The organism is Sphingobium sp. TomTYG74 (genome assembly GCF_055393875.1).
This window is the reverse complement of the sequence record NZ_AP027341.1, coordinates 855,969-880,074: the sequence shown is the minus strand read 5'-3', so window position 1 is coordinate 880,074 and position 24,106 is coordinate 855,969. Positions and strand designations below refer to the sequence as shown.

22 protein-coding genes and 2 pseudogenes are annotated in these 24,106 nt (G+C 60.1%); 9 read left to right on the top strand and 15 right to left on the bottom strand.

The genetic code is table 11. The annotated features are described in order from the left end of the window. Positions 1 to 10: 10 nt before the first annotated feature. Genes ACZ5TB_RS04485 through ACZ5TB_RS04475 form a run of 3 tightly spaced genes read left to right on the top strand, consistent with a single transcriptional unit; the run spans position 11 to position 3,541 of the window. Positions 11 to 925 (top strand): hypothetical protein, encoded by a 915-nt coding sequence (locus tag ACZ5TB_RS04485; RefSeq protein ID WP_464792165.1) that lies wholly within the window; start codon positions 11 to 13, stop codon positions 923 to 925. A 52-nt stretch (positions 926 to 977) separates the two neighbouring features. Then, entirely contained in the window at positions 978 to 1,643 is a 666-nt protein-coding gene (locus tag ACZ5TB_RS04480) for a hypothetical protein (RefSeq protein ID WP_464792164.1), read from the top strand. Next, positions 1,640 to 3,541 carry a caspase family protein gene (locus ACZ5TB_RS04475; RefSeq protein WP_464792163.1) on the top strand — a complete coding sequence of 634 codons (1,902 nt, stop codon included), beginning with the start codon at positions 1,640 to 1,642 and terminating at the stop codon, positions 3,539 to 3,541. The genes ACZ5TB_RS04480 and ACZ5TB_RS04475 overlap by 4 nt, the downstream gene beginning before the upstream one ends. An 11-nt stretch (positions 3,542 to 3,552) precedes the next feature. Here ACZ5TB_RS04475 and ACZ5TB_RS04470 read toward each other — a convergent pair whose 3' ends face one another. Then, the gene (locus ACZ5TB_RS04470) at positions 3,553 to 3,906 is read right to left on the bottom strand and encodes a hypothetical protein (RefSeq protein ID WP_464792162.1); all 354 of its coding nucleotides are present in this window, start codon (positions 3,904 to 3,906) and stop codon (positions 3,553 to 3,555) included. Next, positions 3,903 to 4,481 (bottom strand): annotated as a pseudogene (tnpC, locus tag ACZ5TB_RS04465) (IS66 family transposase); the annotation flags it as partial. The pseudogene tnpC (ACZ5TB_RS04465) and the gene ACZ5TB_RS04470, both read right to left, overlap by 4 nt. Positions 4,482 to 4,649: 168 nt before the next feature. Here tnpC (ACZ5TB_RS04465) and ACZ5TB_RS04460 point away from each other — a divergent pair. The 4 genes from ACZ5TB_RS04460 to ACZ5TB_RS04445 all read left to right on the top strand — a co-directional run bounded on the left by ACZ5TB_RS04460 (position 4,650) and on the right by ACZ5TB_RS04445 (position 8,489). Beyond that, complete coding sequence (locus ACZ5TB_RS04460; protein WP_464792161.1) at positions 4,650 to 5,390, top strand: hypothetical protein; 741 nt, start codon at positions 4,650 to 4,652, stop codon at positions 5,388 to 5,390. Between the two features lie 368 nt (positions 5,391 to 5,758). Beyond that, entirely contained in the window at positions 5,759 to 6,508 is a 750-nt protein-coding gene (locus ACZ5TB_RS04455) for a site-specific integrase (RefSeq protein WP_464792485.1), read from the top strand. Further along, complete coding sequence (locus ACZ5TB_RS04450) at positions 6,505 to 7,476, top strand: tyrosine-type recombinase/integrase (protein WP_464790803.1); 972 nt, start codon at positions 6,505 to 6,507, stop codon at positions 7,474 to 7,476. Before ACZ5TB_RS04455 ends, ACZ5TB_RS04450 begins: the two co-directional genes overlap by 4 nt. Continuing rightward, complete coding sequence (locus tag ACZ5TB_RS04445) at positions 7,473 to 8,489, top strand: site-specific integrase (protein ID WP_464790804.1); 1,017 nt, start codon at positions 7,473 to 7,475, stop codon at positions 8,487 to 8,489. The genes ACZ5TB_RS04450 and ACZ5TB_RS04445 overlap by 4 nt, the downstream gene beginning before the upstream one ends. Positions 8,490 to 8,574: 85 nt before the next feature. Here the strand turns inward: ACZ5TB_RS04445 and tnpC (ACZ5TB_RS04440) are convergent. The 5 genes and pseudogenes from tnpC (ACZ5TB_RS04440) to ACZ5TB_RS04420 all read right to left on the bottom strand — a co-directional run. Next, positions 8,575 to 9,561, bottom strand: a pseudogene (tnpC, locus tag ACZ5TB_RS04440) (IS66 family transposase); the annotation flags it as partial. Between the two features lie 67 nt (positions 9,562 to 9,628). Continuing rightward, the gene (tnpB, locus tag ACZ5TB_RS04435) at positions 9,629 to 9,982 is read right to left on the bottom strand and encodes an IS66 family insertion sequence element accessory protein TnpB (RefSeq protein ID WP_037487421.1); all 354 of its coding nucleotides are present in this window, start codon (positions 9,980 to 9,982) and stop codon (positions 9,629 to 9,631) included. Beyond that, positions 9,979 to 10,401: a transposase gene (locus tag ACZ5TB_RS04430; protein ID WP_464792160.1), complete on the bottom strand. Its 423-nt coding sequence runs from the start codon at positions 10,399 to 10,401 to the stop codon at positions 9,979 to 9,981. Before ACZ5TB_RS04430 ends, tnpB begins: the two co-directional genes overlap by 4 nt. Before the next feature lie 45 nt (positions 10,402 to 10,446). After that, complete coding sequence (locus ACZ5TB_RS04425) at positions 10,447 to 10,836, bottom strand: hypothetical protein (RefSeq protein WP_464792159.1); 390 nt, start codon at positions 10,834 to 10,836, stop codon at positions 10,447 to 10,449. After that, entirely contained in the window at positions 10,823 to 11,317 is a 495-nt protein-coding gene (locus ACZ5TB_RS04420; protein ID WP_464792158.1) for a PH domain-containing protein, read from the bottom strand. Before ACZ5TB_RS04420 ends, ACZ5TB_RS04425 begins: the two co-directional genes overlap by 14 nt. A gap of 100 nt (positions 11,318 to 11,417) precedes the next feature. Between ACZ5TB_RS04420 and ACZ5TB_RS04415 the strand changes: the two genes are divergently transcribed. After that, the gene (locus ACZ5TB_RS04415; protein WP_464792157.1) at positions 11,418 to 11,636 is read left to right on the top strand and encodes a helix-turn-helix domain-containing protein; all 219 of its coding nucleotides are present in this window, start codon (positions 11,418 to 11,420) and stop codon (positions 11,634 to 11,636) included. Between the two features lie 465 nt (positions 11,637 to 12,101). Here ACZ5TB_RS04415 and ACZ5TB_RS04410 read toward each other — a convergent pair whose 3' ends face one another. From ACZ5TB_RS04410 to ACZ5TB_RS04395, 4 genes are all read right to left on the bottom strand, one after another. Next, positions 12,102 to 13,640, bottom strand: coding sequence for an AAA family ATPase (locus tag ACZ5TB_RS04410; protein WP_464792156.1), 1,539 nt, complete (start codon positions 13,638 to 13,640; stop codon positions 12,102 to 12,104). 611 nt (positions 13,641 to 14,251) lie between these two features. Beyond that, on the bottom strand, positions 14,252 to 14,506 hold the full coding sequence (locus ACZ5TB_RS04405; RefSeq protein ID WP_286710968.1) for a helix-turn-helix transcriptional regulator: 255 nt from the start codon (positions 14,504 to 14,506) through the stop codon (positions 14,252 to 14,254). A 270-nt stretch (positions 14,507 to 14,776) separates the two neighbouring features. Further along, entirely contained in the window at positions 14,777 to 15,616 is an 840-nt protein-coding gene (locus ACZ5TB_RS04400; protein ID WP_464792155.1) for a hypothetical protein, read from the bottom strand. A gap of 901 nt (positions 15,617 to 16,517) precedes the next feature. Next, a complete protein-coding gene (locus ACZ5TB_RS04395; RefSeq protein WP_464792154.1) occupies positions 16,518 to 17,786 on the bottom strand; it encodes a tyrosine-type recombinase/integrase in 1,269 nt (422 codons plus the stop codon). A gap of 386 nt (positions 17,787 to 18,172) precedes the next feature. Here ACZ5TB_RS04395 and ACZ5TB_RS04390 point away from each other — a divergent pair, with 386 nt between their 5' ends. Continuing rightward, positions 18,173 to 18,871: a hypothetical protein gene (locus ACZ5TB_RS04390; protein WP_464792153.1), complete on the top strand. Its 699-nt coding sequence runs from the start codon at positions 18,173 to 18,175 to the stop codon at positions 18,869 to 18,871. A 110-nt stretch (positions 18,872 to 18,981) separates the two neighbouring features. Here ACZ5TB_RS04390 and ACZ5TB_RS04385 read toward each other — a convergent pair whose 3' ends face one another. Genes ACZ5TB_RS04385 through ACZ5TB_RS04370 form a run of 4 tightly spaced genes read right to left on the bottom strand, consistent with a single transcriptional unit; the run spans position 18,982 to position 24,098 of the window. Next, the gene (locus ACZ5TB_RS04385; protein WP_464792152.1) at positions 18,982 to 19,224 is read right to left on the bottom strand and encodes a formate dehydrogenase subunit delta; all 243 of its coding nucleotides are present in this window, start codon (positions 19,222 to 19,224) and stop codon (positions 18,982 to 18,984) included. Positions 19,225 to 19,228: 4 nt separating this feature from the next. Continuing rightward, positions 19,229 to 22,075, bottom strand: coding sequence for a formate dehydrogenase subunit alpha (gene fdhF, locus ACZ5TB_RS04380; RefSeq protein ID WP_464792151.1), 2,847 nt, complete (start codon positions 22,073 to 22,075; stop codon positions 19,229 to 19,231). Further along, a complete protein-coding gene (locus ACZ5TB_RS04375) occupies positions 22,072 to 23,649 on the bottom strand; it encodes a formate dehydrogenase beta subunit (RefSeq protein WP_464792150.1) in 1,578 nt (525 codons plus the stop codon). Before ACZ5TB_RS04375 ends, fdhF begins: the two co-directional genes overlap by 4 nt. Further along, a complete protein-coding gene (locus tag ACZ5TB_RS04370) occupies positions 23,646 to 24,098 on the bottom strand; it encodes an NAD(P)H-dependent oxidoreductase subunit E (RefSeq protein ID WP_464792149.1) in 453 nt (150 codons plus the stop codon). The genes ACZ5TB_RS04375 and ACZ5TB_RS04370 overlap by 4 nt, the downstream gene beginning before the upstream one ends. Positions 24,099 to 24,106 lie beyond the last annotated feature (8 nt).

Here is a 24,106-nt window from a genome sequence, read left to right as displayed (position 1 = left end):
TTAGTGTGGAATGGAGAACGTGAAAACAGACGGACCAACTGGCGGCCCCGATTTGACGGGCGAACAACTCGCGCGTGCCGTGGCGGCCGATTTTGAATCCTTCTTTCTACCATGGGGACCGCTCGAAGTGAGGATTGCTGTCGAGGCAGCTCATAGCGCGTGTATCCGGCGCAGCGGTGAAGAAACACGGATTGTCATTCCACCTGATATGGCACGCGAGGAGATCGACAGTCCTGATCGACTCTTCTTTCATCTGCTCATCCTAAGCCACGAGTTAGCCCATCTGGTGCACCGGCACCTTTATGCCGGGGTCCAAGAGGCAGCCGATTATCGTGCCCTCGAATATTGGGCGGATTTTTATGGCGCGAAAGTGATGATGACGCTGGTGACCTTTGGGGAACGCGTGAACAAAATTTTCCGCGTATTCTTTCCTGCCACGCACTTTTTCGAGGCGGCATTGGAGAGTGTCGGACGAGCAGTCGGACGACTCGTTGAGACCGTTTATACGGACGACGATCGTTATCCGCCTAAGCTGCTCAGGGTAGGCCTGACCTCCAATGGGGTGACCTCGTTCCTACGCCATGACATGATCAATCCCCCGCCCATTTGGTATTTCAGTGTATTCAAGCGCGTATTTGCCTCCCAGCCGGTTCGCGAGCTGATGCTTCTGTATCCCGAACAGATGGACCTTAACGTGGACCCGATTGAACGCGCCCGGAAGTGGCACCGCGAAATGCAGGGCGATAAGATCGCGATCACGCCATGGTTTAAGCCAGAGGTCGTCATCTATCTCCACACCAGCTTCGATCAGACAGATGAGGAGAGGGCCGCCTCGGAACGGATGCGCCTCGAAGAATTGCAGGCTGCCGGTTATCTGCTCAACGAGCCGAAACCCGGCGGAAGTGAAGCGGATGCACGGTTGTAACCTTAGCGCAAGCGTTCTTGGAATGATCGCACCCCATCGATAGACTTTGGTTATGGTAGAAAGCCTGATGCCCGAAAGAGTCGAACAAACGGAGAAGCCTGATCCACGCATTTTTTGCTTCGAGCGAGATGAAGATGATCGCGCATTCGAAACCTCTGTGACCGCCCTAATGGGAAGGATGCAGGAGCAGTCGCGCCAGATGTTCATTAACGAGCACAATGTTCTTCGTATGAATCATGGCGCAAACTGGGTCCATTCGGCGCGCGACGCAGAGCCTGACACAACGATGCACAGCATTTCTGCGGAATGGACGATCCCATTCGCAGGGATCGCGGAGAACGATCTGAATCTGATTGCTCAGACCATTCTCCCCGTGAACGAGGAGATGGAGCGCCAGTTCGCTCAAAACATATATGGCGTGATGGGTGCGGCAGCGGAAAAGGTCGGCAACGTTGTCGATGCCAAGGAGGCCGGATCGTTCGCGCTTTCGATGCTGGAGATGTTCCGAAAGATTGAGTTTGGTGTCGATCGTGACGGAAATGTCTCGATGCCTCAGATACATGTCGGGCCGGGTATGTATGAGCGCATTGTAAGCGAGATGCAGGACGTGCCGCCCGAACTTTCTGCGGAGATCGAACGGGTAAAAGCGGAGAAAATTCAGCTAGCTCTGGACCGAGAGGTCGAACGGAAGGCCAAGTTTAAGCGGGCGAGCGGATGAGTGGGCGTGCGCTGATCGCCATTGGTTGTAACGGCTATGAACATCTGAACCCATTGACTGGCGCGGAAGCCGATGCCGCCGGAATTTACGATGCGCTCATACAGCCCCAGATCGGTGACTATGATGTCTCGCGATCATACATCTTGCGCTCTCCCTCTCTCCAAGAAGTGCGCGACACCCTAACTACGACCTTATTTTCCGGTGAGGCACTGGACACGCTGACCATCGCTTTCGCCGGTCACGGCGCCGTCAGCGGGGGCAGCTTCTACATGGCGCTGCGCGATTCACGAGGGCAAGCCTTGTCCGCCACTGCGCTGTCGCTGGCGGACCTATTTCGGATGATCGCCGAGGCCGGCCCCAAGCAGACCTATCTCATTATCGATGCTTGCCAATCCGGCGGGTTGATTGCGGACCTCAATGTTATCCTTAAATCGGAGGTAATGGGCGAGCTTGGGACACCCGGCGTCACCTTGCTAGCAACGGCTGCATCTAATGAATCGGCCGTGGAAATCGGCGGCCATGGTATAGGCACGGCGGCGCTACTCCAATGCATTCGGGGCGAGATCTTTCTTCAGGACAGCAATCCTGCGCTCGACCTTGTCGAAATTGGGCGCGCGGTATCGCAGCGCCTCAGCGCGGCGGGCGAGCAGACGCCGGTGGTCTGGGGCCTCAATCTTTACGGCCCGTCAAGCTTCAGCAAGAACCCGCATGTGGGAACCGGAAACGCGCCGCTCAGAAGCGTACTGGCTGGATGGCCCGACGCCAAGAGCGCGGCGGCGATTCGATCAAACTTGCCGCGCCTCTGGGAGCCTTATGTCGCCTTGACTCGGCGATGGGACCCGAGGGGATTTGTCGACCGGCTTTCGCCACTGCTTGATCAATTACAAGACGATCCGATGGTGCTTCTGAACTTGAGTGAGCGCGTCTCGGAAGCTTGCGCAGCTCAGGCCCGGGAGGCGCGAGACCGGTTTCGTGAGATTGAGGTTCAGGCGGCCTGCATCGTCGCGTTGCTCCCATATTCGTCGCAGCCCGCCGTGGCCGATCACCTTGTCCGGCAATGTGTCGAGCTCGGCGTACAGGTTGAAGTGGCCTTGCAGGAGGTGATCGCCGCCGCCGAAGCATATCAATATGCACTGGTAACCGGCGGTCTTGGCGATCTCTACTATCTACCTATTCGTATCTCAAAATTGCTCGGCTGGAGCGGTTTTGCGATCCATGTGCGACTGTTGACTGGCAACGATCCCGGACCGGCTAAAGCTGTGCTCTCGGGTCTCCTGGCAAAGGTATTTGAGACTTACTCGCTTTCGCTTGTGGCGATGAGCGACTGTCAGGCGTCATTTCTCATTGCAGCAATAACGGCGTGCTCTCGCGTCGGCCTCATCGATGAAGCCGAACGATTGCTGGGACATTATTTCGCGTCCGTCGTGAGTTGCGGTGGTAAGATCGCGCGGACTGACCTCGATCCCTCTAGGGTTCTCTCCTATTTGGTAGCGCGCAGCAGTCCGCCAATCGGGCTTGGCCTCGACGTGATCGCGCAGCCCACCGAACTCGTGCTTGCGCTTCTGCGCTTGTCACGGCTAGCCGACCTTACCGACGAGTTCGACCTCGCACTTTCTGAACTCGATCACCTAGCACTTAACGCTTATCTGCCTGATGACTATCGGCAGTTCGGCGACGAGCATATCGCCAATGGTGTGAATGCTGTATTCCACATCGGGCATGATTTCTGGCGTGTGGCTGACCTCGAATCTGCCTGGCCAGTATTTCCCGGTCCCGCGGATGCGGGCACATCCATGGCGTCCCTGCTGGCGTCCCTCATCTTCCCGGACCGATGCCCTTGGTTTCTCTTACCTGTCCCCTCGCTCGTTGAAGGCAACGCGCTAACGGGCATTGATTAGCTCTATGGAAATCATCCGACCTTTTCGGCATAAAACGCCGTGAGATTTACAAGGAAGGTTTTGGCAATATCCTTCTCGTCAAAGGTTGCCGCACGCCTGCTGCCTTCAACTTTGATCGCAATGGTTTTGGCGTGAGCGATAGCTTCCATATCCTCGATCGACACATAGATGAGGCCGGTTTCACGGAGACTGGATGATGCCGACCGGCTCATGGAATTGTATTGGATGCCGTCGCCGAATGCGGAACCTCCCCGCACGAACGAGGCGGAAACGCGCTTCGAGCTGTCGATTATGAACACGATGCTCTGCGGCACGCCGATACTGTTGGGCGTAAGCGCTAAAACACTCCCACTGGGAGGCGTCACGCGGCCTGATCGATGACGGTGTTGGTGGCGGCGCGGCTATCTACCCAGTTGTAGGGGAGCAGATCATCGACCGGATCTGCGTCGCCGCGCAGGACGATACGGGCGAGGACGTCGGTGAGGTAGGCCTGCGGGTTGATACCGCTCAGTTTGCAGGTTTCGATGAGGCTGGCGAACGTCGCCCAGTTTTCAGCCCCCAGATCATGACCTGTGAACAGGGCATTTTTCCGCTGGAGCGTAAGCGGCCTGATTGACCGCTCAACGGTGTTGTTGTCCAGCTCGATCCGTCCATCCTCGAGGAAGCGGACGAGGCCTTTCCAGTGGTTGAGGGTGTAGCCGATGGCCTCAGCCGTGTTGGAGCTCCGCGGCAGCTTGGGCAGCATTTCCTCAAGCCAGGGCCGCATGTCGGCGATGATTGGGGCGGATTCAGCCTGACGCACCGCCAACCTGTGTTCGGGGCTGGAGCTTCGGATACGCGCCTCGATCTTATAGAGGCTGGCGATCCGCCGCAGCGCCTCATCGGCGACCGGAGCGTTGCCACCCTTGGCGTCGTCAAAGAAGCCACGCCTTACATGCGCCTTATGTCGATCTCGACATAAGGCGCATTATCCAGAGCATGGTTTTATCTGGGGTATTTTGGGATATAGTCCGTGCTTGCCGGAGATTTCGGCCTACTGGGCTCCAGATAAAAGCCGCGACCTCGCTGTTGGGGGCCGCCGCGTGCGGGGGCGACGTTGCAGATACCATTGCGTACCAGGTCGACGATCGAGGACTATGTCGCCACGCAGGAGTGGCGGCGCGCGCGACTGTTGCGCTGCCCGCTCCATCCGAGCGGCGGCTGTGCATTTCGCCGTCACGGTAGCTATGCGCGCCTGACCAGCCCGGGTGTACGGATCGCTCGTTGCTACTGCCCACAGGGGCACATAACATTCAGCCTGATCCCGGATTTTCTCGCCGCTCGGCTGCCCGGTTCGCTTGCCGCGATCGATCGCATGGTTGGGATAGCCGCGTCGGAGCGAAGCATGGAAGCCGCCGCAGACGCAGCACGCGGCCCGGATATTTCCCTTCCAGGCGCGGTGCGCTGGCTTCGCCGCCGCGTTGTTGCGGTGCGCAGATCCGTTGCCGCCGTCAAAGTGATGGCGCCCCGGATGGCGAAGCCGAGCTTGCCGGTGAGCGACGTTCCAGCCCTTGCGACGCTCCGCCTAGCCCTTTCCCCGCAGCTGTTGCACTGTATTCCGGCACCCTTGGGATTCCGACCCATCCAGAGGATAGGCATTGTCGGCGATGCCGATGGCTCTTGCCAACACGATGCGGGGCGTGATCATGCTTTCACCGTCAGCTACGCTTTGCCGATCGAGGTAAAGCCATGCCCGTACATGTCGATCATATCGCCGCAGCCGACCCTGCCGCGCCCACCTCCGACGATATCCGCCGTATCTGGAGCGCGGAGCGGCGCCTTGGGGCAGGAACAGCGATTGTCTATCTGAACCGCATCCAGCAGTTTCGTACCTATTGCGCCTTGCACGGTTTGGTCGAGCGAGATGAGTTGACCCTCGAACGCGTTGGCCGCTTCAAAGACTGGTATGCAAAGCGACGAGGGCTAGATCCGCTTTCTCTCAGACTTTCCAGCAGCGCCCTGCTGTCGCTCAGCCGTGTCTATCATTGCTTGGGGCTTGCCCCACCTGACTGGCGACCGCCTCGTCCAGGGAAGGCTTTGCTGCCGCCGTTGCTCGCGCAGTATGCCGCCTATCTGACTCAGCATCGCGGTAATCCAGAGGTGACGGTTCACAAGAAGCTGGGCCACATCAGTAGGCTTCAGGATCACTTGATCCAGGCCGGCAAGGACTGGCACTCGATGCAGATAACCGATGTCGACGCATTTCTGGTTGGCCGCGCCGCGCGATATTCCCGATCGCATGTGAGCGACATTGCTTGCACGGTACGCTGCTTTTCCCGTTTCCTGCACTGGAGTGGGCAGAGTCCGGTCGATATCAGCGAGGCCGTGATCGCGCCCGTGCAACGACGGCACGAGCGACCGAGACGCGCCCTTTCCTGGGACGATGTGAAGCGGCTCCTGATGGCCGTGGACAGATCGAGTCCGCAGGGCCTTCGCGACTATGCGATCCTGCTGATGATGAGCGCCTATGGCTTTGGCGCCGGCGAGATCATCCGCTTGCAGTTTCGGGATGTCGACTGGGATAACAGCACGCTGTCAGTCCTGCGCCCAAAGACGGGCGTCGCATTCACGCTACCGCTGTTGCCACCCGTCGCCAAGGCGCTGGCAGAGTATCTACGGGACGGCCGACCCGCTGATACACCCACCCGCCATCTTTTCGTGCAGATGAAGATGCCGCTGGAGCCATTCGCGGCTTCGAGCGCGATACGCCACATCGTGATGAAGCATGCGAAGATCGCGGGGATCGATGCACCATTTCTGGGCAGCCATGTCTTGCGACATTCTCACGCGGCGCGCCAGATAGATCTGGGTGCGCGGCCCCAAGTGGTATCGGATCTCCTTGGTCACCGGGATCCTGAGTCGGTCTCGGCCTATGTGCGGATCGCCACCGCATCCCTGCGCGAGATCGCATTGCCGGTGCCGACATGACCACCGTCATCGTCCTGGAAGAGTTGAGGAACGACGCAGCGAGCTTCCTGGCGTTCAAGCGCGCCATGGGCCATCCCTATCGACGCGGCGAGTTTGAGATCGAACGCTTCCTTCACTTCGTCGAAGACCAGTGGGGCAACGATGTCGATATTTCGCTGGCCGAAGCGATTAGCCGCTGGTGTGAGCGTTTGCCCGACCGCAAGGCGGTCACGCTCGGCAATGAGTTCGGGGTAATTCGTCAACTTTGCCTGCATCGCCGGCGTCGCGATCCCACCAGCTATGTGCCCGAGCACGCCTTTGCGCCGGTGAAGGAGTCGACGTTCTTCCCTTATATTTTCAGCCGCGACGAGATCCGCCGCATTCTCGCCGCCGCGTCAGCGCACCAAGGCCGCTTCATATGGGCATCGATGCTTCGAAGGCTGATTCTCGTGCTCTACTGCACCGGCCTCAGGCTCGGCGAGGCGGTGCGCCTGACCATGGATGATGTCGATCTCGACCGTGGGACTTTGCTCATCCGCAACAGCAAGCGGCGTACGCGGATCGTCCCCATGCGCGACGATCTTGTCGCAGAGCTTGGTCTCTATGTCGATGATCGATGCCGACTGCTTCACGATCGTGGTCAAGGGGATTGCGAAGCGCTGTTCGTTCGCCTCAACGGCGCGCCACTCCACACCCACGCTGCGTCCGACGCTATTCGCAACCTCCTGCGCCGCCTCGATATTAAGCCCGCGCAGGGCCGCGTCGGAGCGCGCCCATATGAGTTTCGGCATGCGTTCGCGGTTCACCGCCTGACAGCATGGGCGGAGGAAGGCGCTGACATTCACGCCAAGCTCCCGTGGCTTTCTGCCTATCTCGGGCATCAGAACGTCATTGGCACCGAGGTCTATCTGAAGGCGACGCCGCAACTCCTGGAACTCGCGAGCACGCGCTTCGAACAACATATGCGCCACGCCCGGCAGCCACGATGAAGAAGGCCGGACCTCAGGTGCTGTTCGCTCTGGTGGAGTCGTTCTTCTCCAACTATCTGCCGCGCCAGCGCGGCGCGAGTCCACATACGACGCGCGCCTATCGAGACACGCTCAAGCTGCTGTTTCAGTTCGTTGCCCAGCGTCGCGGCCGCGAGGTCGCCGCGCTTGTGCTGGAGGATCTCGACGCCGAGACCGTCGCCGGGTTCCTCGATCATCTCGAGGGCGGAAGATCCAACTCCACCGCGACACGTAACTGCCGCCGTGCCGCGCTTCGCAGCTTCTTCAAGCACCTCTTGCGCAACGATCTCGATAATGCGCTCCGCTACACGCAGGTGTTGGCGCTGCCGTCGAAGAGGGCGAGGCAGAAGCCCGCAACCTACCTCGAAGCAGCTGACGTGCGGGCCATCATCGCCCATCCCGATCGGCGGACCCGCAGTGGCTGGCGCGATTACACGCTGCTGCTTTTCCTCTATAATTGCGGCGCCAGAGTGAGCGAAGCAACCGGTCTGCTGTGGCAGGACCTTCAACTGACGCCACCGCACCAGGCCCGATTGCGTGGGAAGGGCCGCAAGGAGCGGCTCGTTCCGCTATGGCGCGAGACGGCCGACGCGTTGCGGCGCCTGCAAAACCTGTCGGGCGCTGCGGGCCAGCAACATGTTTTCATGAACCGCCACGGCGAACCGCTGACCCGCGATGGAGCCGCGTACATCCTTACCAAGCATGCCTCGCCAGTCGTCCAGGATCGACCCAGGCTGGCGCGTGACCGCATCACTCCTCACGTTTTCCGCCACAGCTGCGCCGTCGCGCTTCTGCAGTCGGGCACCGACGTGACCGTGATCCGCGATTATCTCGGTCATTCCAGCATCGCGACCACGAACCGGTATATCTCGACGAACCTGAAGATGAAGCGCGATGCGCTACAGAACTTTTGGAAGCACGCCGGTATCGAACCCGCAACGGCCACGCCTTGGAAGCCAAAGCCGGATCTGCTTTCGTATCTCCGGTCCCTATGATTTTATCACGAGTTCCACACTGACCTTTTCCGCCGATCCCGGACGTCAGAAACGCGTGGCCCCAGATAAAACCATGCTCTGGATAATGCGCCCAGCAGAAGGCGAGCGTTCCCGGGCCGCCCTTCCGGTCCGGCGCCTCTATGTGCTTATAGGCACCATAGCCATCGCATTGAACGATGCCGGTGAAGTCCCCGAGCAGCTTTTCCGCCCAGACTTTCCCGCGCCCGGGCATGTAGGTGTAGACGACCGCCGGTGGATCGGCGCCGCCATGCGCGCCATCATCACGAGCGATCGCCCAGAGATACCCCATCTTCACTTTGCCGGTTCCGGGCGCCAGGACCTTGGCAGTGGTCTCATCGACGAACAACCTCGCGCCTGTCAGCAGGTCGGCTTTCATGCGGCTGCTCAGCCGCCCGAGCCAAGCCGCAGCTCGACCCGCCCAGTTGCACATGGTTCCCCGGTCGATCTCGATGCCCTGCCGCCGCAGCGCCTGCGCTTGCCGATAGAAGGGCATGTGATCGGCATATTTCTTGACCAGAACATCGGCGATCAGCGCCTCGGTGGGAAGGCCGCCTGGCACCACATGCTTGGGTGCGGGCGCCTGGAACACGCCGTCGCTGCAGGCGCGGCACGCCATTCTCGGCCGGGACGTGACGATCACGCGATATTGGACCGGGATCACATCAAGCCGGCTCGATATGTCGCTGTCTATGCAGTGCAGCGTGCCTCCGCAGCAGGGACATTCCTTCTCGTCTGGAAGGATCACTTCCTCAACCCGGGTCAGGTGCGCGGGCAACGACGCCCGTGCTGCCCCGCTTTCCCTCCGCGCCCGTTCCTTCTTCTGGCCTGCCGCCTGCTCGCCAAGCGCCTCCAGTTCAGCACGGGCGACGTCGAGATCATCGAAGGCAAGCGCCAACTGATCTTCACTCAGCTTCTCGGACCGCTTCCCGAATGTCGTGCGGGTGATCTGGTCGATGATATGCTGCATCCGAGCTTCACGCTCGAGGCCGGCCAGGACCATCGCCTTGAGGGTGGCGACATCGTCAGGAAGGTCGGCTGCCGTGGCGGACATGCTCCATTTCTGGCAGTTTTGGGGTGGTCCGCAATGGCCTATCGATCAGGGGAATCAGGCGTGCGACCTATCGCGTCGTCACCGGAACCTGGGTGCGCGGCGTGTGCATTTTCGACCATTGCAGCCCTTCGAACAAGGCTGACGCCTGCGATGCCGACAGCCGCATCACGCCATCATGCGCCCGGGGCCAGTGAAAGCCTCCGGTCTGCAAGACCTTGCTCACAAGCACCAGGCCGGTGCCGTCCCAAACCAGCAGCTTGATCCTGTTTGCCCGCTTCGAGCGGAAGATGAAGACTACCCCCGAGAAGGGCTTGAGTCCGAGTTCATGCTCGACCAGCGCCGCCAGGCTGACGGCACCTTTCCTGAAATCGACCGGCTTTGTCGCCACCATCACCTTGAGCGGCCCTGGCGGGATGATCATCCCGACCGGCTCACAGCGGCGAGCACCCGGGCGATATGATCCTCGCGCGCGCCCGGCGGCACGTGGATCGCGAGGGCGCCCGTGCGGATCACGATCTCATCGCCTCCACCGTCAGGCGAGCCGGTGCCGCCCGCATCTTCAATCACCGCCGGAACAAAGCCCAGCTTTTTGCTGGCCATGCGCTTGCCCGGAATGCTGTCATGCCGCCATGCGTAGAGCTGCTGCGGCAGCAGTCCATGCGTTCGTGCAATTTCCGCGATGTTGGCGCCGGGCTCGAAACTCGATGCGATGATCCGTGCCTTGGCTTCCGCCGTCCAGCGGCGCCGCATCGGCCCTGCTGGAATGACGTCCATACGCGAGGGCCGCTGACCCTCCTGCCTTTCGAAACCTGTTTCGAATGTTCTTACATCATCAGCCACTACGATACCCCTCAGACGAGGGGCAAAACATAGCCAGATCAGCGCCTACGAAAATGTGGGGAGGTTCTCGCGCTTACTGTTGGGCGATCCGTAGGTGGTGTCTATTTCCGTCTCATTGTGGAAGAAGAAGCCGACCCTTGCGATTTTTCCATCCGCTCGATTCCGCATCACTAACGGCTCAAGGTAGAGTCCCTGCCCGTTGATGTAGATTCCCCCGGCCGGGGACTTTTTCGAAATACGATTGTTCAACCCCATGAACGTGATCGTCGGGGCATCCGAGAATCGGTCGTCCGTTTGCTCGATCTTGAATTTGCCGGGACCGAATAGACCTTGCGCGGATGCCGGAGCGGTCAGCGCCATGCTTCCGGCAAGCAAAACCCCGACGCTGACCAGCTTCCCAAGCGTTCGCATATGGCGGTAGTTACGCAACGTCATATTCACGCACTCCTACGCGCCGGCGAGCAGCTTCCACACGGGAGCGCAGCTCCTCCCGCAGTGATCGGGCATCTTCGACGTTGCCGATTCGAAAGGTCGTTCTCCGCCCTTCGCCGACCCCTGTCGCATCGGATGAGATGATCGAAAGATCGCCATTGCCGAAGAATTGCTGCACCAGCGAGAAATGAGCCTTGATGTCCTTGATCCGGTAGAGTTCGATTTCCTCCTCGCTGCGCATGAGAATACCGCGCCGCATGAAAAGGCGGTCACCTTCCAGCCAATAAAGGCTGGTGCGATTGGTCAGTGCCTTCAAGGCGAGAATTGGAAGCGTCACAATCCCCGCCCCACCCATGGTAAGTAGCGTTATCGCGATCATAAACCAGCCGGTTGCTGACTTGAGCAAAAAGGCTTTTGTCGAGGAACGAAACTCGATTGTGTGGGATATATTGGCTCTGGTGTCCCTGAACGCGGCGGTCGCCATGGCATTCTCCTTCGTCTGGCATAACCTCCAAATAGCCCTGACAGGTTAATAGGGACTATATTCCCTAGAGAATATATACCCGATCGCCTTCCATCGTCAGATGGACGACTGGCGCGCCATTGTTGGGAAGAATGTGCGGCGATTCCGCCAGCGCGCCGATATGACGCAAGAGCAACTGGCATTCGCGGCGGAGATCGACCTGACCTATGTCGGCGGCATAGAACGCGGAAAGCGCAATCCGTCCGTTCTGGTTCTGGTCAGGATCGCAACGGCGCTTGGCACGGAACCAGCCGAATTGCTCAAGGCTGTTTCTGAATAGGCCAAGTTGTGCAGATCAGCGATCCGGCGTTAATGTGTTAATTTCTGCATTAGTCATATCTATCAATCGCTTGTAGGCATAATTTCGTGTTTCTTTTATGTTGATTTAGATACCCACCGCTGCATCCAGAAGTTGGCGCATGGCGCAGCGGCGAAATGGGGCGATTACAGCGCTGGCTCGCGGCATGGGTATGTGTACGGGGCGGCAACCCATGTTTAGCGCCCCAGCGCCCGGCGCTGTCGGCCTGTGCGGCAACTTGTGGCGTGCGCAACGCACCTCCCCACAAACTGGGGGCAATTTTCGCGTGAATGCCGGTGGCTGATGCGCGTTGAAAAAGGTGCGTTGCCCCTAAAGGGGTAACCCAGCTACGCACCCTGCGGGGTGCTGCTGGCCCTTGTGGGGTTCGGGGAGCGTTAGAACGGGATAACGCGCCCTCAACGCACCCGGGGCGCGTGGCAACGCCCCTCATTGTGTCACCAGATAGACGTTCCCCGAGGGTGCCTTCTCGTCGGCATCTACCAGACGACTTGCCGCCCGCAGCCTGTGGATCGCGTCGCGAAGCCTGACCTGCGTGAGCTTGCGCTCTTGGTTCATCTGGTTGGCGCGCTGCCCTTCCAGCGACCTGCCGCTGGGATATTCGCCGTTCTCGACCGCGCGCTTCACCCATTCCCAAACAAACTGCTCGTCCTCCGCGTCCTCGGCACTCCTGTCCTGTTTGAACGGGTGGTCAGCGCCAGACGCTTCTTCCGCTGGCATGGGAGCAACAACGAGCGACGACATATAGTCACCGTCCTCGTCCATTCCGATCTGGACCACTTCCAGCCGGAACCGCGTTCGAGCGCCGGTGCTGCCGTCCTTCACCTTCGCGAGGACAAATTCAGCCGCGAGCGCTGGGTCGTCCTTGTCGCGCTGACACTCAATCACAAAGTCCATCGCCGCATGGAGGCCGGACCAGCCGCGCATCCCGCGCGAACTGTCTTTGCCACTGTGATGGATCAGCAAGACGACGCCGCCAAGCCGCAATTGCAGGTCGCGGAAAATGCTGATCATCTCCGCCATCGCGCTGCTATTCTCGTCAATGCCTGCCGAAGCGTGCGCGAGCGTGTCAATGCACAACACCCCGCCAGCCCAGCCCTGCTCCGTCAACGTCGCGACCAAGGTGTCCCGGTCCACCTGCTCGCGCAGATTGATCGGTTCCATGATGACCGAAATGTTGGTTCGCACGTCATCGGGCGGGATAACCGAAAACAACATTTCCGGGTTCTGCCGTGCAGCCTGCGCCAGCCGCCATGCTTTCACGCGATTGGGGATGCCACCTTGCCCTTCGAATGGGACATAGACGGCGGGAGCAGCCCGCACCCGATTGCCGAACCACTCGTTTCCGTTCGAGATGTGGGCCATCAAGTCGAGAGTGAGGAAAGATTTGAAGGTGCCAGAGTCACCATAAATCGCACCGATACCGGCATCGGGAATGATGCGCTTCACCAGCCATCGCAATTGGGGGAGACGGTCCAAATCTCCATCGCTGAGCAGGCTGAAATGGCGCTGGCTATGCGGTGGCGGTCCCTGCCACAGCAATCCCGCCGCCATCGCTTGCCCGTGCTGTATGCTTGCAGCGTCGTTGGCGAGGTGTTGCATCGCCAATGCCATTGTGGATTGCGCGTAGTCGATTCGCTTAGCCTTCTTCCGTTCGCCAAGCTTTGATACGCGAAACGTTCCCCAGCATTCGCCGGGGGATTCGGTGAGCGGCACGAGCAGCTTGATAAGGGCCAAGTCTGCCTCCGATTGCGAAGGATAGCGTCCCTCCCAGTCCCCGCCGAACAAGCGCCCCAGTTCTCCGCCGTCCTCTGCGGCGCGTGCTGCGGCGCTCCAATCCGCATGATCTTCGCCCCAAAGCGCAATCTTGGAGGGAGCTTCCGGTGTCATCAGTGAGACCATGTTGGTGAGCAGCGCCTGGCGTTCCGCGATAGGCTGATCCCGCACGACATTGCCCGTGCAGATCATGAAGCGCGCTTGCGAACACCTCCACCCCATCGCGGCGCTTGCCATCGCCGATCTTACCCCTCACCCAAACATGGAAGCCGCGCCCGGATTGGGAATGTTCGGTGTAACTGTCGAACCGGTCGATGATGGACTGGTAGCGATCAAGTGCCTCGCGCGACGTTCCATCCTTAACGTCCATGTCGATGCACGAATATGGATCGTCCGCCGTCTGCACATATCCAATGCCGCAACCTCGCGCGACCGCACTGCGGCTGGCGGTGTCGAAATCCGTCCATGTGGCAGGATCGGTAACGCTGGCAGGGCGACCATCCGCTGTCAGGGGACGCTTGTTCTGCCCTGCCAAACACCATTGCGAGCGTTCGCGAAGCTCTGCGGGAATACGAGGCCAATCAATCATGACGGGCCTCCCTGCCGGTGGGGGTAGGATGGGATTTTCGCGCAACGCCGCCTGCATCCGGCAAATTTTTACGCGGCGCGAATTTCTCGAATAGTTCGAAACACGTTGATGTTTGCGACCTATCGCCGCTTTCTGTTACGCTGCTGTGCACGGTGATACTCCGGCGGCAGGACATGGTGAACGCCCGGTCCTGCCGCTATTCATGAGGAAAGGGTCAGGCGGCGATTTGCTCGCTGGTGCTGTATCGCGCCCCGGTCGCCAGCCATGCCAGCACGTCGCGTTCAGCATACCGGACGATACGAGTTCCGGGCGGGGCGAAATGACGGAGGGGAATACCGCGCCCTCGGTAGCCTTCGAGGGTATCGACCGACACGCCGATAAGTTTGGCGCATTCCTTGGGATCGAGGGGACGCCCTTTGGGCGTATAATTGAACAGCTCGCAAAGCTGCTCGAAAGACAGGTCAGACATACACGCAACTCCGCGCATCCCGCCAATGGCAGGTCCGTCATGCCTCCGAGTTTTGTGTCGTCACCTGCCCCAGTCGGCATCGGGGGTGTCCGGGGCCTAGGGGGCTTTCACCCTTGCGCCTCACCGGCTTGCGTCTCTGGAATTTTCCTCGTGGGTACGCCCCAGTGCGGCGCTGTCACCTGTAGGTAACGGTGAAAACCTTATGCTACCGGCAGCCAGTCGCGCAACCCCGTTTGCCTTGTTTATTTTCGTCGCCGGGACGATCAATTATCAATGTCCTAGAATAGTTTCCATTCGACCTTGCAGAGCGTTCGCCAAGGCTGCTCGTCCCTCCGCGTTGTTCAAATATCGGATATATCGCAGGTGACGAAGATCGAACGGAATATCATGCTCGCTCTGCGTGATGAGGATGACCTCTCGCCCCAGCGTGTGAGCAATACCTGCCTCATAAAACACGTTCGGATTTCGGCCCGAGCAGTCGCAGATCACCACGCGAGAGCGGTCGATGAGCGATACCACGTCTTGGATAATCGCCGGGTTTTCCCAAATGTCATCTGCTCGACGGCAGCGTAGGCCCGCATTGTCAGCGGCAAGCTGGATCACCGCATAGACATCGTTAAATCCGGCATCAAAGGGCATCATTGCGGACGCAAGCGTCGGTTCAATATTCTCATGTTCGGCAATTTGAAACACCGTCGGGCGTTGGCGGCGCGGTCGGACATTGCGAAGAAGAAAACGGTAGAGGTCCACCTCCTTCACTGCCCAATGATTGCGCGAAAACTCAAAGTCGTGAGGCATATCCAGTGCGTTGCGGTTCGCCCAGATCAAACTGTTCTGCAATGGCGGCACATCGGCATCTAGCGCATATTCAAAATGAATCTCGCGGTTGGCGATACGCGCCCGTGTGATTGAACCAACGTGACAGACCTGCTCTTCGTTGCCTTCATTCATGAATAAGCATGGCAATCGGGTGAGTCGGTCGAGGGCAGGATTACCACCGTCACGGAACTGATCGGCAATACGCTCATCGGTATATTCAAACATCCGGCTCAAAGGGAGCGTCCCGGTATTATCGCCCCACTCAAACCAGCGCATAATCAGATTGAACATTTATGCCCCCCCAAGTCTCTCCCACATTGCGAGATTAGCCTGCGAATGTCACGGCTTAGCTGCACCGATATGCGACCGCCGCACACAACGGCCCAGCGTCGCCTGCTGGGGGCGATCAGCACCGTGCCGCCGTACACCGGCTCCCCTTGCCGGCCAAGGCTGTGCGCGAGTCTACGTGGCCCCAGTTATCTGCGAGGGCAGTTCATCTGCGCCAATCGCTTTCGCGTTTTCCAATTCAATATGCGCGGGGCGGTAGGCTCAGATCGTCTTTGCGTATAGATATTAGACATGAGCGGACGATCATTGGATGACTTCAATCACGAAAGGCAGGCACTGGATGCCGCGCACGCACAAAATGAAGCTGGGCGAGATGCCTTCATAGCCTTGGCGCACACCGCTTTGTTTGCGGCATCTGTATCATTCGTAGGCGACGTTGCGCCAATAACAGAAGCGATTTGGCGACCGGCATTGATCCTAGGCTGGTCCGCTGACGTCGTGGGCCTTCTCGCACTCACCTTTAGCTTTGGCGCGGCCCGTAAGGCTATCGACGCACGCCGAGCGGCATTGAATGATCCCGATCCACCGAACGACCGCATTTGTGAGTGGCTTAATGCAACAGCGCTCTGGTCTTTTCCTGTCGCCCTTCTATGTTTGTTCTCGTTCGTCACTGCAAATGTGGTTCATGCCGATGTCCGACAAACCAAGCCCTCCGATACCGCCGAATTACGAGAGACGGGGAGCAGTGCCGCCCCCGCGAGCGCCAGCGCACGGAGGCATATCCAAACCAGCAAGCGGAGTGATCCCGGCACCACGAGCACCGGCGGCACCGCCACCCCCTCCGCCGCCCCCCAAGAAGTAAGTGCGAACGGCGCGAAACCTATCCGATCAGAGCAATAGCCAATCAGGCCCGCAGTGCTACGACGTTCGCGCCATTCGCCTTCTCCGCCTGCTCCTCGATCCAATCCGCAATGCGCTGGGTTTCGGGCTTGAGATATTGCAGGCGTGAGGTTTCAAGATAGTGCTTGGCGGTGACGGAACTGTTCGGAATGTGGTTCGTCAGCAACTCAATCTTCGTGAAGTCCACGGCGCAGTTTGCAACGCCGATGGTGATGTAGGTGCGTCGTAGATCGTGGTTCGTGACTTTGGTCCCGGCGACCTCGCTGATCTTCCGGCGCGTGTCGCGCGGGTCGATGATGTGGCCCGATCGCGACCACGAGGCGAACACATGCGGATTGCCTTCTACCCTTGCCCGTGATTCCAGCAGCGAAACCGCTTGCGACGACAGCGGGAGCCACACCGGATTACGGTTCTTTGGGTCGGGCAGATGGAACCAACCTTCCTCCAGATTAACGCGATCCCATGTGAGCGAGGCGGCTTCCTTGAGGCGGCACCCGGTCAGCAGCAAGAACATCGACAGGTCGATGGCAGCGAGGGTCTCGCGGTTGTGGGTCTCGCCGCGCCACTGTTCCAGTGCGTTCCATACCGCGCCAACCTTGGGGTCGGGCACGCGACTGGTGCGCGGCTTCAACTGAATCCAATCGTCCTTGAGCGCCCCGACAGGGTTGTGCGTGATGACGGGCGAGCCGTCCGAACGCCGATAGCGACGGCTGGCGAAGTTAATCAGAGCGCGAAGCACTGCAAATCCTTGATTCGCTTGGCCCGGTGCCCCTGCCTTCCCGCGCAAGCCCTTCGTCAGCATGTCGCGATAGCGCTTCCGCACATCGTCCTCGCTGATGGACGCGATGGGCTTGGACAGCCACGCCTCAAACGTGGTCGTCACATGGCGCTCGATCACGTCTGCGCTCGAACCCTTCAACTTGCCCGGTCGGTCCTTGTAGGCGTCAGCCACATCGCGGAGTGTCACCGCCACGGCGGCGTCGTGCTTCTTGGCATCGCGCGGGTCGATTCCCTCGCGCATGTCCTGCAACAGCTTCTGCGCCCGCTTGCGCGCAGCGTCCTCGGTGTAGGTGCCGTATGCGCCAATAGTGAATTGGATCGACTTACCGGCAACCCTTCCCATGACGATGAACACCCGGCGCGGCGGCTTCCCCGGTGCTGGGGGTGGAGCCACCCGCAACCCATAGCCCTTCACCGCCTCGTCCCAATGGACCTGATAACCCTTCTCCGGGGCTTGAACCTTGTCGATAAACGCCTTGGTGAGCTTCACCATATGACCTCCTTCTAGCGCATTTCTAGCACGCGGCACAGTGCTACGACGTGCTGCCACGAGGCTGCAAGGAGGTTATATTATTGATTCATAAGGCGTTTTAAGGCGTCTGCGTGCCACTACAGGTTACTGCCGGGTCGGGTGTCCCAAACTTGAAAACCGCCGTGGGTTTACGCTCACCGTGGGTTCGAATCCCACCCTGTCCGCCATTTTTGCTATTGATGGATTGATTTTGCTGTATCTTTTAAAGAGATTGCAGCTCAACCCACAATCCAGCGGCTAAATCGGCGAAAAAGGCTTTGTGGAATGAAACGCTGTTTCCACCCCGACATATGCGCCTCGCGTTTGTACGGTATATAGGGTGAAATTTTATTCATTCGAGGGGTGGTATGGGCGTTGATTGGCCGGTCGTTTTCGAAGGCGCGAAAACAGTTCTTGACCCTCTTTCGAACGCGTCGTGGCCCATTGCCGTAGGCGTGATTACATGGATCTTCCGTGAGCCAGTTAAAGCCATGATCGGCCGTGTGCGGCAACTTAGCGGGTTTGGCGGTACGGCGGATTTTACGGCGAGTGATGCGATTTCGCAGCGGCAGTCAGCCGAAGGCTCTGCGACTGCTTCGCTTCCAGCGCTTGCCGACACGAACAATCTTCCGCCGCCCGACCCCGTGTTTGACATTCTCGACGGGCAGTTGGCAACTGTATTGGAACAGCACGTTCAAGGTGGCGATAACGTCAAGCTCGCTTGGGCGATCCGCCAGCGCTCCGTAAGTGAAGCGACGCGCATTCACGAGACGAATTATCGCGTGATATTCGGTTCGCAAATCCAAGCACTCAAAACCTTGAATGTCGTCGGGACTGGCGCGGTGAGTGAGTTCGAAGCGTTCTACGAAACCGTGCGAACAAATCCTGCTTGGGAAGCAATGCACAAGGACCGTACGTTCGATCAATGGGGGCAATTTTTAATAGACGCAGCGTACGTGGCGTTGGTTGAAGGTTCGGAGCCACCAACGGTGAAGATTACACCGTTCGGCAAGCAATTCCTGCATTGGATGGTTCTCGCGGGAGTGCCCGACGCGAAGCCGGGCTGATTTAGGCGGGTTGGCGAAGGCTGCGAGGGCGCTAATTGCCCCCGATCAAACTGGCTGAAGAGGAGAAACCGGTGGGCGGTGTCGCTGTCTATATCAGCGGTCTGGATTGATCAGGAACCTGCGGCGCGCAACAGGGTGATCGCCCTGGCGGCAGCCGGGACGAATGACGCCACCCCCTTCTCATGCAGAGCGAATATCTGCGTCCGCATTCGCGGTTCCCAGAATTTGGCGATGTGGTCAGCGACGGCCTGTGCCGCTTTCTCTTCGCCCATCGTCATGAAATTTCTGGCGATCTGGTTGGCCATATAGACCAGCCGGTCCTGATTGGACATCATCGATTGGTCTTCAGTCATGCCGTCATTCCGCTGCGTGGATCATGTCGATGCGCCGACTGCGCCGTGCTTGCGCGTCATAGCTTTTCTGCCAGTCGCTGGGACCATTGGACGCGGACACCTGCACCGCCGTCACCTTATATTCCGGGCAATTGGTGGCCCAGTCCGAATAGTCGGTGGTGATGACGTTCGCCTGCGTTTCGGGATGGTGGAAGGTCGTATAGACAACGCCCGGCGCGACGCGTTCGGTCACCAGCGCTCGCAGGGTGGTTTCCCCTGCCCTGCTGCGGAGCGTTACCCAATCACCGTCCTTAAGGCCCCTGTTTTCCGCGTCGCTGGGATGGATTTCCAGTCGATCTTCGGGATGCCAGGCAGCATTGGCGGTGCGGCGGGTCTGCGCGCCGACATTATATTGGCTAAGGATGCGCCCTGTGGTCAGCAATAGCGGGAAGCGCGGGCCGGTCTTTTCATCGGTCGGCACATAGTCGGTGACGACGAACTTGCCCCTGCCCCGCACGAAACCGTCAATATGCATGGTCGGCGTGCCGTGGGGAGCCCGGTCGTTCGCGGGCCATTGCAGCGACCCTTCCGCGTCCAGGCGGTCATAATGCACGCCCGCGAAGGTCGGGGTGAGCGCGGCGATTTCATCCATGATCTGCGCCGGGTGGCTGTAGGTCCAGTCCAGCCCCATGGCGTTGGCGACCAGTTGCACGATCTCCCAATCTTCATAGCCGTTGAGTGGCGTCATCACCTTGCGCACGCGCTGAATGCGCCGTTCGGCATTGGTGAAGGTCCCGTCCTTTTCCAGGAAGGTGGAGCCGGGCAGGAAGACATGGGCGTAATTGGCGGTCTCGTTGAGGAAGAGGTCCTGCACCACGACGCACTCCATCGCCGCCAGCCCGGCCGCGACATGGTGCGTATTGGGGTCGGACTGGAGAATGTCTTCGCCCTGGATGAAAATGCCCTTGAAGGTGCCGTCGGTCGCCGCATCCAGCATGTTGGGGATGCGAAGCCCCGGTTCGGGGTCCAGCGCCACGCCCCAGCTTTGTTCGAACAGCGCGCGGGTGGCATCGTCGGAAACGTGGCGATAACCGGAAAATTCGTGCGGGAAGCTGCCCATGTCACAGGCGCCCTGCACATTATTCTGCCCCCGCAGCGGATTCACGCCCACGCCCTCACGCCCGACATTGCCGGTCGCCATCGCGAGGTTGGCGATCGCCATGACGGTCGAGCTGCCCTGGCTATGTTCCGTGACGCCGAGGCCGTAATAGATCGCGCCGTTGCCTCCGGTGGCGTAGAGGCGAGCGGCGGCGCGGACCTCCTCCGCCTTTACTCCTGTCAGCGGTTCGATCGCTTCGGGAGAACGGGCTGGCTGTGACACGAACTCGGCCCATTCGGCAAATTCGTCCCAATCGCAGCGCGCGCGAATGAAAGCTTCATCGTACAGCTTTTCGGTCACGACGACATGAGCGAGAGCCGTCAGCATGGCGACGTTGGTGCCCGGGCGCAGCGGCAGATGATGTTCCGCCTCGACATGCGGGGACTTCACTATGTCGATGCGACGCGGGTCGATGACGATCAGCTTGGCGCCCTGCCGCAAACGCTTCTTCATGCGCGAGGCAAAGACCGGGTGGCCGTCAGTCGGGTTGGCGCCGATGACGAGGATCACGTCGGACTGCATCACGCTGTCGAAATCCTGCGTCCCGGCTGAGGTGCCGAAGGTCGTACTGAGGCCATAGCCGGTCGGCGAGTGGCAGACGCGGGCGCAGGTATCGACATTATTGTTGCCGAAACCCTGGCGGATCAGCTTCTGGACTAGGAAGGTTTCCTCATTGGTGCAGCGGCTTGATGTGATGCCGCCGATGGAACGCGTGCCATATTTGGCCTGGATCCGGCGGAACTCCGCTGCCGTGTGGGCGATTGCTTCGTCCCACGATACCTCGCGCCAGGGCTGGTCCACGGACGTGCGGATCATGGGGTTGAGGATACGGTCCTGATGCTGGGCATAGCCCCAGGCGAACCGGCCCTTGACGCAGCTATGGCCGCGATTGGCCTTGCCCTCTTTCCACGGCACCATGCGTATCAGCTCCTCGCCCCGCATTTCCGCGCGGAAGGTGCAGCCGACGCCGCAATAGGCGCAGGTAGTGACGACGGCCCGGTCGGGCGTGCCGACCTCAACCACCTTCTTTTCGATTAGCGAGGCGGTGGGACAGGCTTGCACACAGGCGCCGCAGGATACGCATTCGGAGCCAAGGAAATCCTCGCCCTGCGACGCCGAGACTTTCGATCCAAAGCCCTTATCCTCAATCGTCAGCGCGAAGGTGCCCTGCACCTCTTCACAGGCGCGCACGCAGCGGGAGCAGACTATGCATTTGCTGGGATCGAAGTCGAAATAGGGGTTCGACTGGTCCTTGGCCTGCCCCATATTGGTCGCGCCGTCATAGCCATAGCGGACCTCGCGCAGTCCCACCGCACCGGCTTGATCCTGCAATTCGCAGTCGCCATTGGCCGCGCAGGTCAGGCAGTCGAGTGGATGGTCGGAGATATAAAGTTCCATCACCCCCCGGCGGAGCTGCTTCAGCCGATCGCTTTGGGTGCGAACCACCATGCCTTCGGCGATGGGGGTGGTGCAGGATGCGGGATAGCCGCTGCGCCCCTCTACTTCGACCAGGCATAGGCGGCAGGAGCCGAAACTCTCTAGATTGTCGGTCGCGCATAGCTTTGGAATGGAGCAACCGGTGAGCGAGGCGGCGCGCATGATGCTCGTGCCCTCGGGCATGGTGACGCTTTGGCCGTCAATGGTGAGCGTGACGGGCTTGCCCGTGGTGAGGGCTGGCGGGGTGCCATGATCGGCTTCGCGGGTGAAGGTCATTCCGCAGCTTCCTTGGTAGACGCAGGCGCGCCAAAGTCTTCGGGGAAATGGTCGAGCGCGCTCAGCACGGGATAGGGGGTGAAACCACCGAGCGCGCAGAGTGAGCCATATTTCATGGTGTCGGCCAGGTCGCGCAGCAGCACGGCTTGCGCCTCCAGCGAGGTATCGATCCGCGCCGGAGACCGGGAATAGAGCGCCTTGCCGAGATAGCTGTCGGAAGCATCACTCGCCGTTACGGGTGCATCGTTTCGTGTCGCGATGATCCGATCCATGATCTCCACCCCGCGTGTCGATCCAATCCGGCACGGCGTACATTTGCCGCAGCTTTCGACCGAACAGAACTCCATGGCAAAACGCGCCATATGCGCCATATCGACGCTGTCATCGAAGACGGTGATGCCCGCATGGCCGATCAGCCCGCCAGCTTGCGCAAAGGTTTCATAGTCGAACGGCAGATGGAACATCGATGGCGGGAAGTAAGCGCCAAGGGGGCCACCCACCTGCACCGCGCGAACGGGGCGACCGCTCGCCGTGCCGCCGCCAATCTGGTTCACCAACTCTGCCAATGTTATGCCAAAGCCGATCTCATAAAGGCCGCCATGCTTTACGTTGCCTGCGAGCTGCACCGGCATGGTTCCGCGCGAGCGGCCAAAACCAACCGCCGCATAGGCGTCCGGCCCCTCTGCCAGGATGAAGGGCACCGCAGCCAGCGACAGCACATTGTTGATGACTGTGGGTTGACCAAACAGCCCCTGCAAAGCCGGGAGCGGCGGCTTTGCCCGCACCTGTCCGCGTTTGCCCTCGATACTGTCGAGCAGCGCTGTTTCCTCGCCGCAGACATAGGCGCCCGCGCCCTCGCGCACCTCCAGCGTGAAAGGCGCGATGAGATGCGCGCTGGCGTCGATCGCCGCGCGCATGGTGGCGATGCTATAGGGATATTCGCTGCGAATATAGATATAGCCATGGGCCGCGCCGACGGCATGGGCGGCGATCGCCATCCCTTCGATCAGGCAGAAGGGATCGCCCTCCATCAGCATCCGATCCGCAAAGGTGCCGCTGTCGCCTTCATCGGCATTGCAGACGATGAACTTGGGGACGCCCGGCGCATCCAGCACCGTCTGCCATTTGATCCCGGTCGGGAAACCGGCGCCGCCGCGTCCGCGCAGCCCCGACGCCTTTACCGCGTCGACCACTTGCTGGGGGGGCATGGCGCGAGCCTTTTCCAGCCCCTTCCAACCATCATGGGCGGCATAGTTGGTAAGGCTAAGCGGATCGATGATGCCGCACCGTGCGAAGGTAAAGCGCTGCTGACCAGCGAAGAAGGGCAAATCGTCCACCTTGCCGAGCCTGGCAGGATGTGTGCCGTCCAGCACCGCCGCGACATCCTGTGGCCCGACCGGACCGTAACCGATGCGGCCTGCATCCGTTTCCACTTCGACCAATGGCTCGATGGAAAACAAGCCGCGCGATCCCGTGCGCACCACTTCGCACCCTGCCTGCGCGAAGCCGCGCGCGACTTCGTCAGCGCCGAGCGCGACGGAAGCCATATCTCGGCTGATAAAGACCCGGCTCATGCCGCCATCTCCGCCGCGATCCGCTCCAGGGCTTTGGCATCGATCCCTGCAACCGGCCGGCCGTCCACCAGCGCGTTCGGCCCGATCGCGCAAAGGCCCAGGCAATAGACAGGCTCCAGGCTTAGCTGGCCGTCCGCCCGCGTTTCGCCCATGGCGACGCCCAGAATTTGCGCCGCCTGACGTTCTACCGCCGCGCCGCCGCGTGACTGACAGCTTTCCGCGCGGCAAAGCTTCACAATGTGGCGGCCGGGCGGAACACGCCGAAAATCATGGTAGAAGGTGATGACGCCATGCACGTCCGCGCGGGTGAGGTTCAACGCCTGCGCAATTAGCGGGACCTGCGCATCGTCGATATAACCCGCCTCGTTCTGCACCGCATGCAGAAGGGGCAGTAACTGGTCGCGCGTGGCGCCGTGACGCGCGGTCCAGCTTTCGATAAATGCTTCCATTCTGCCCT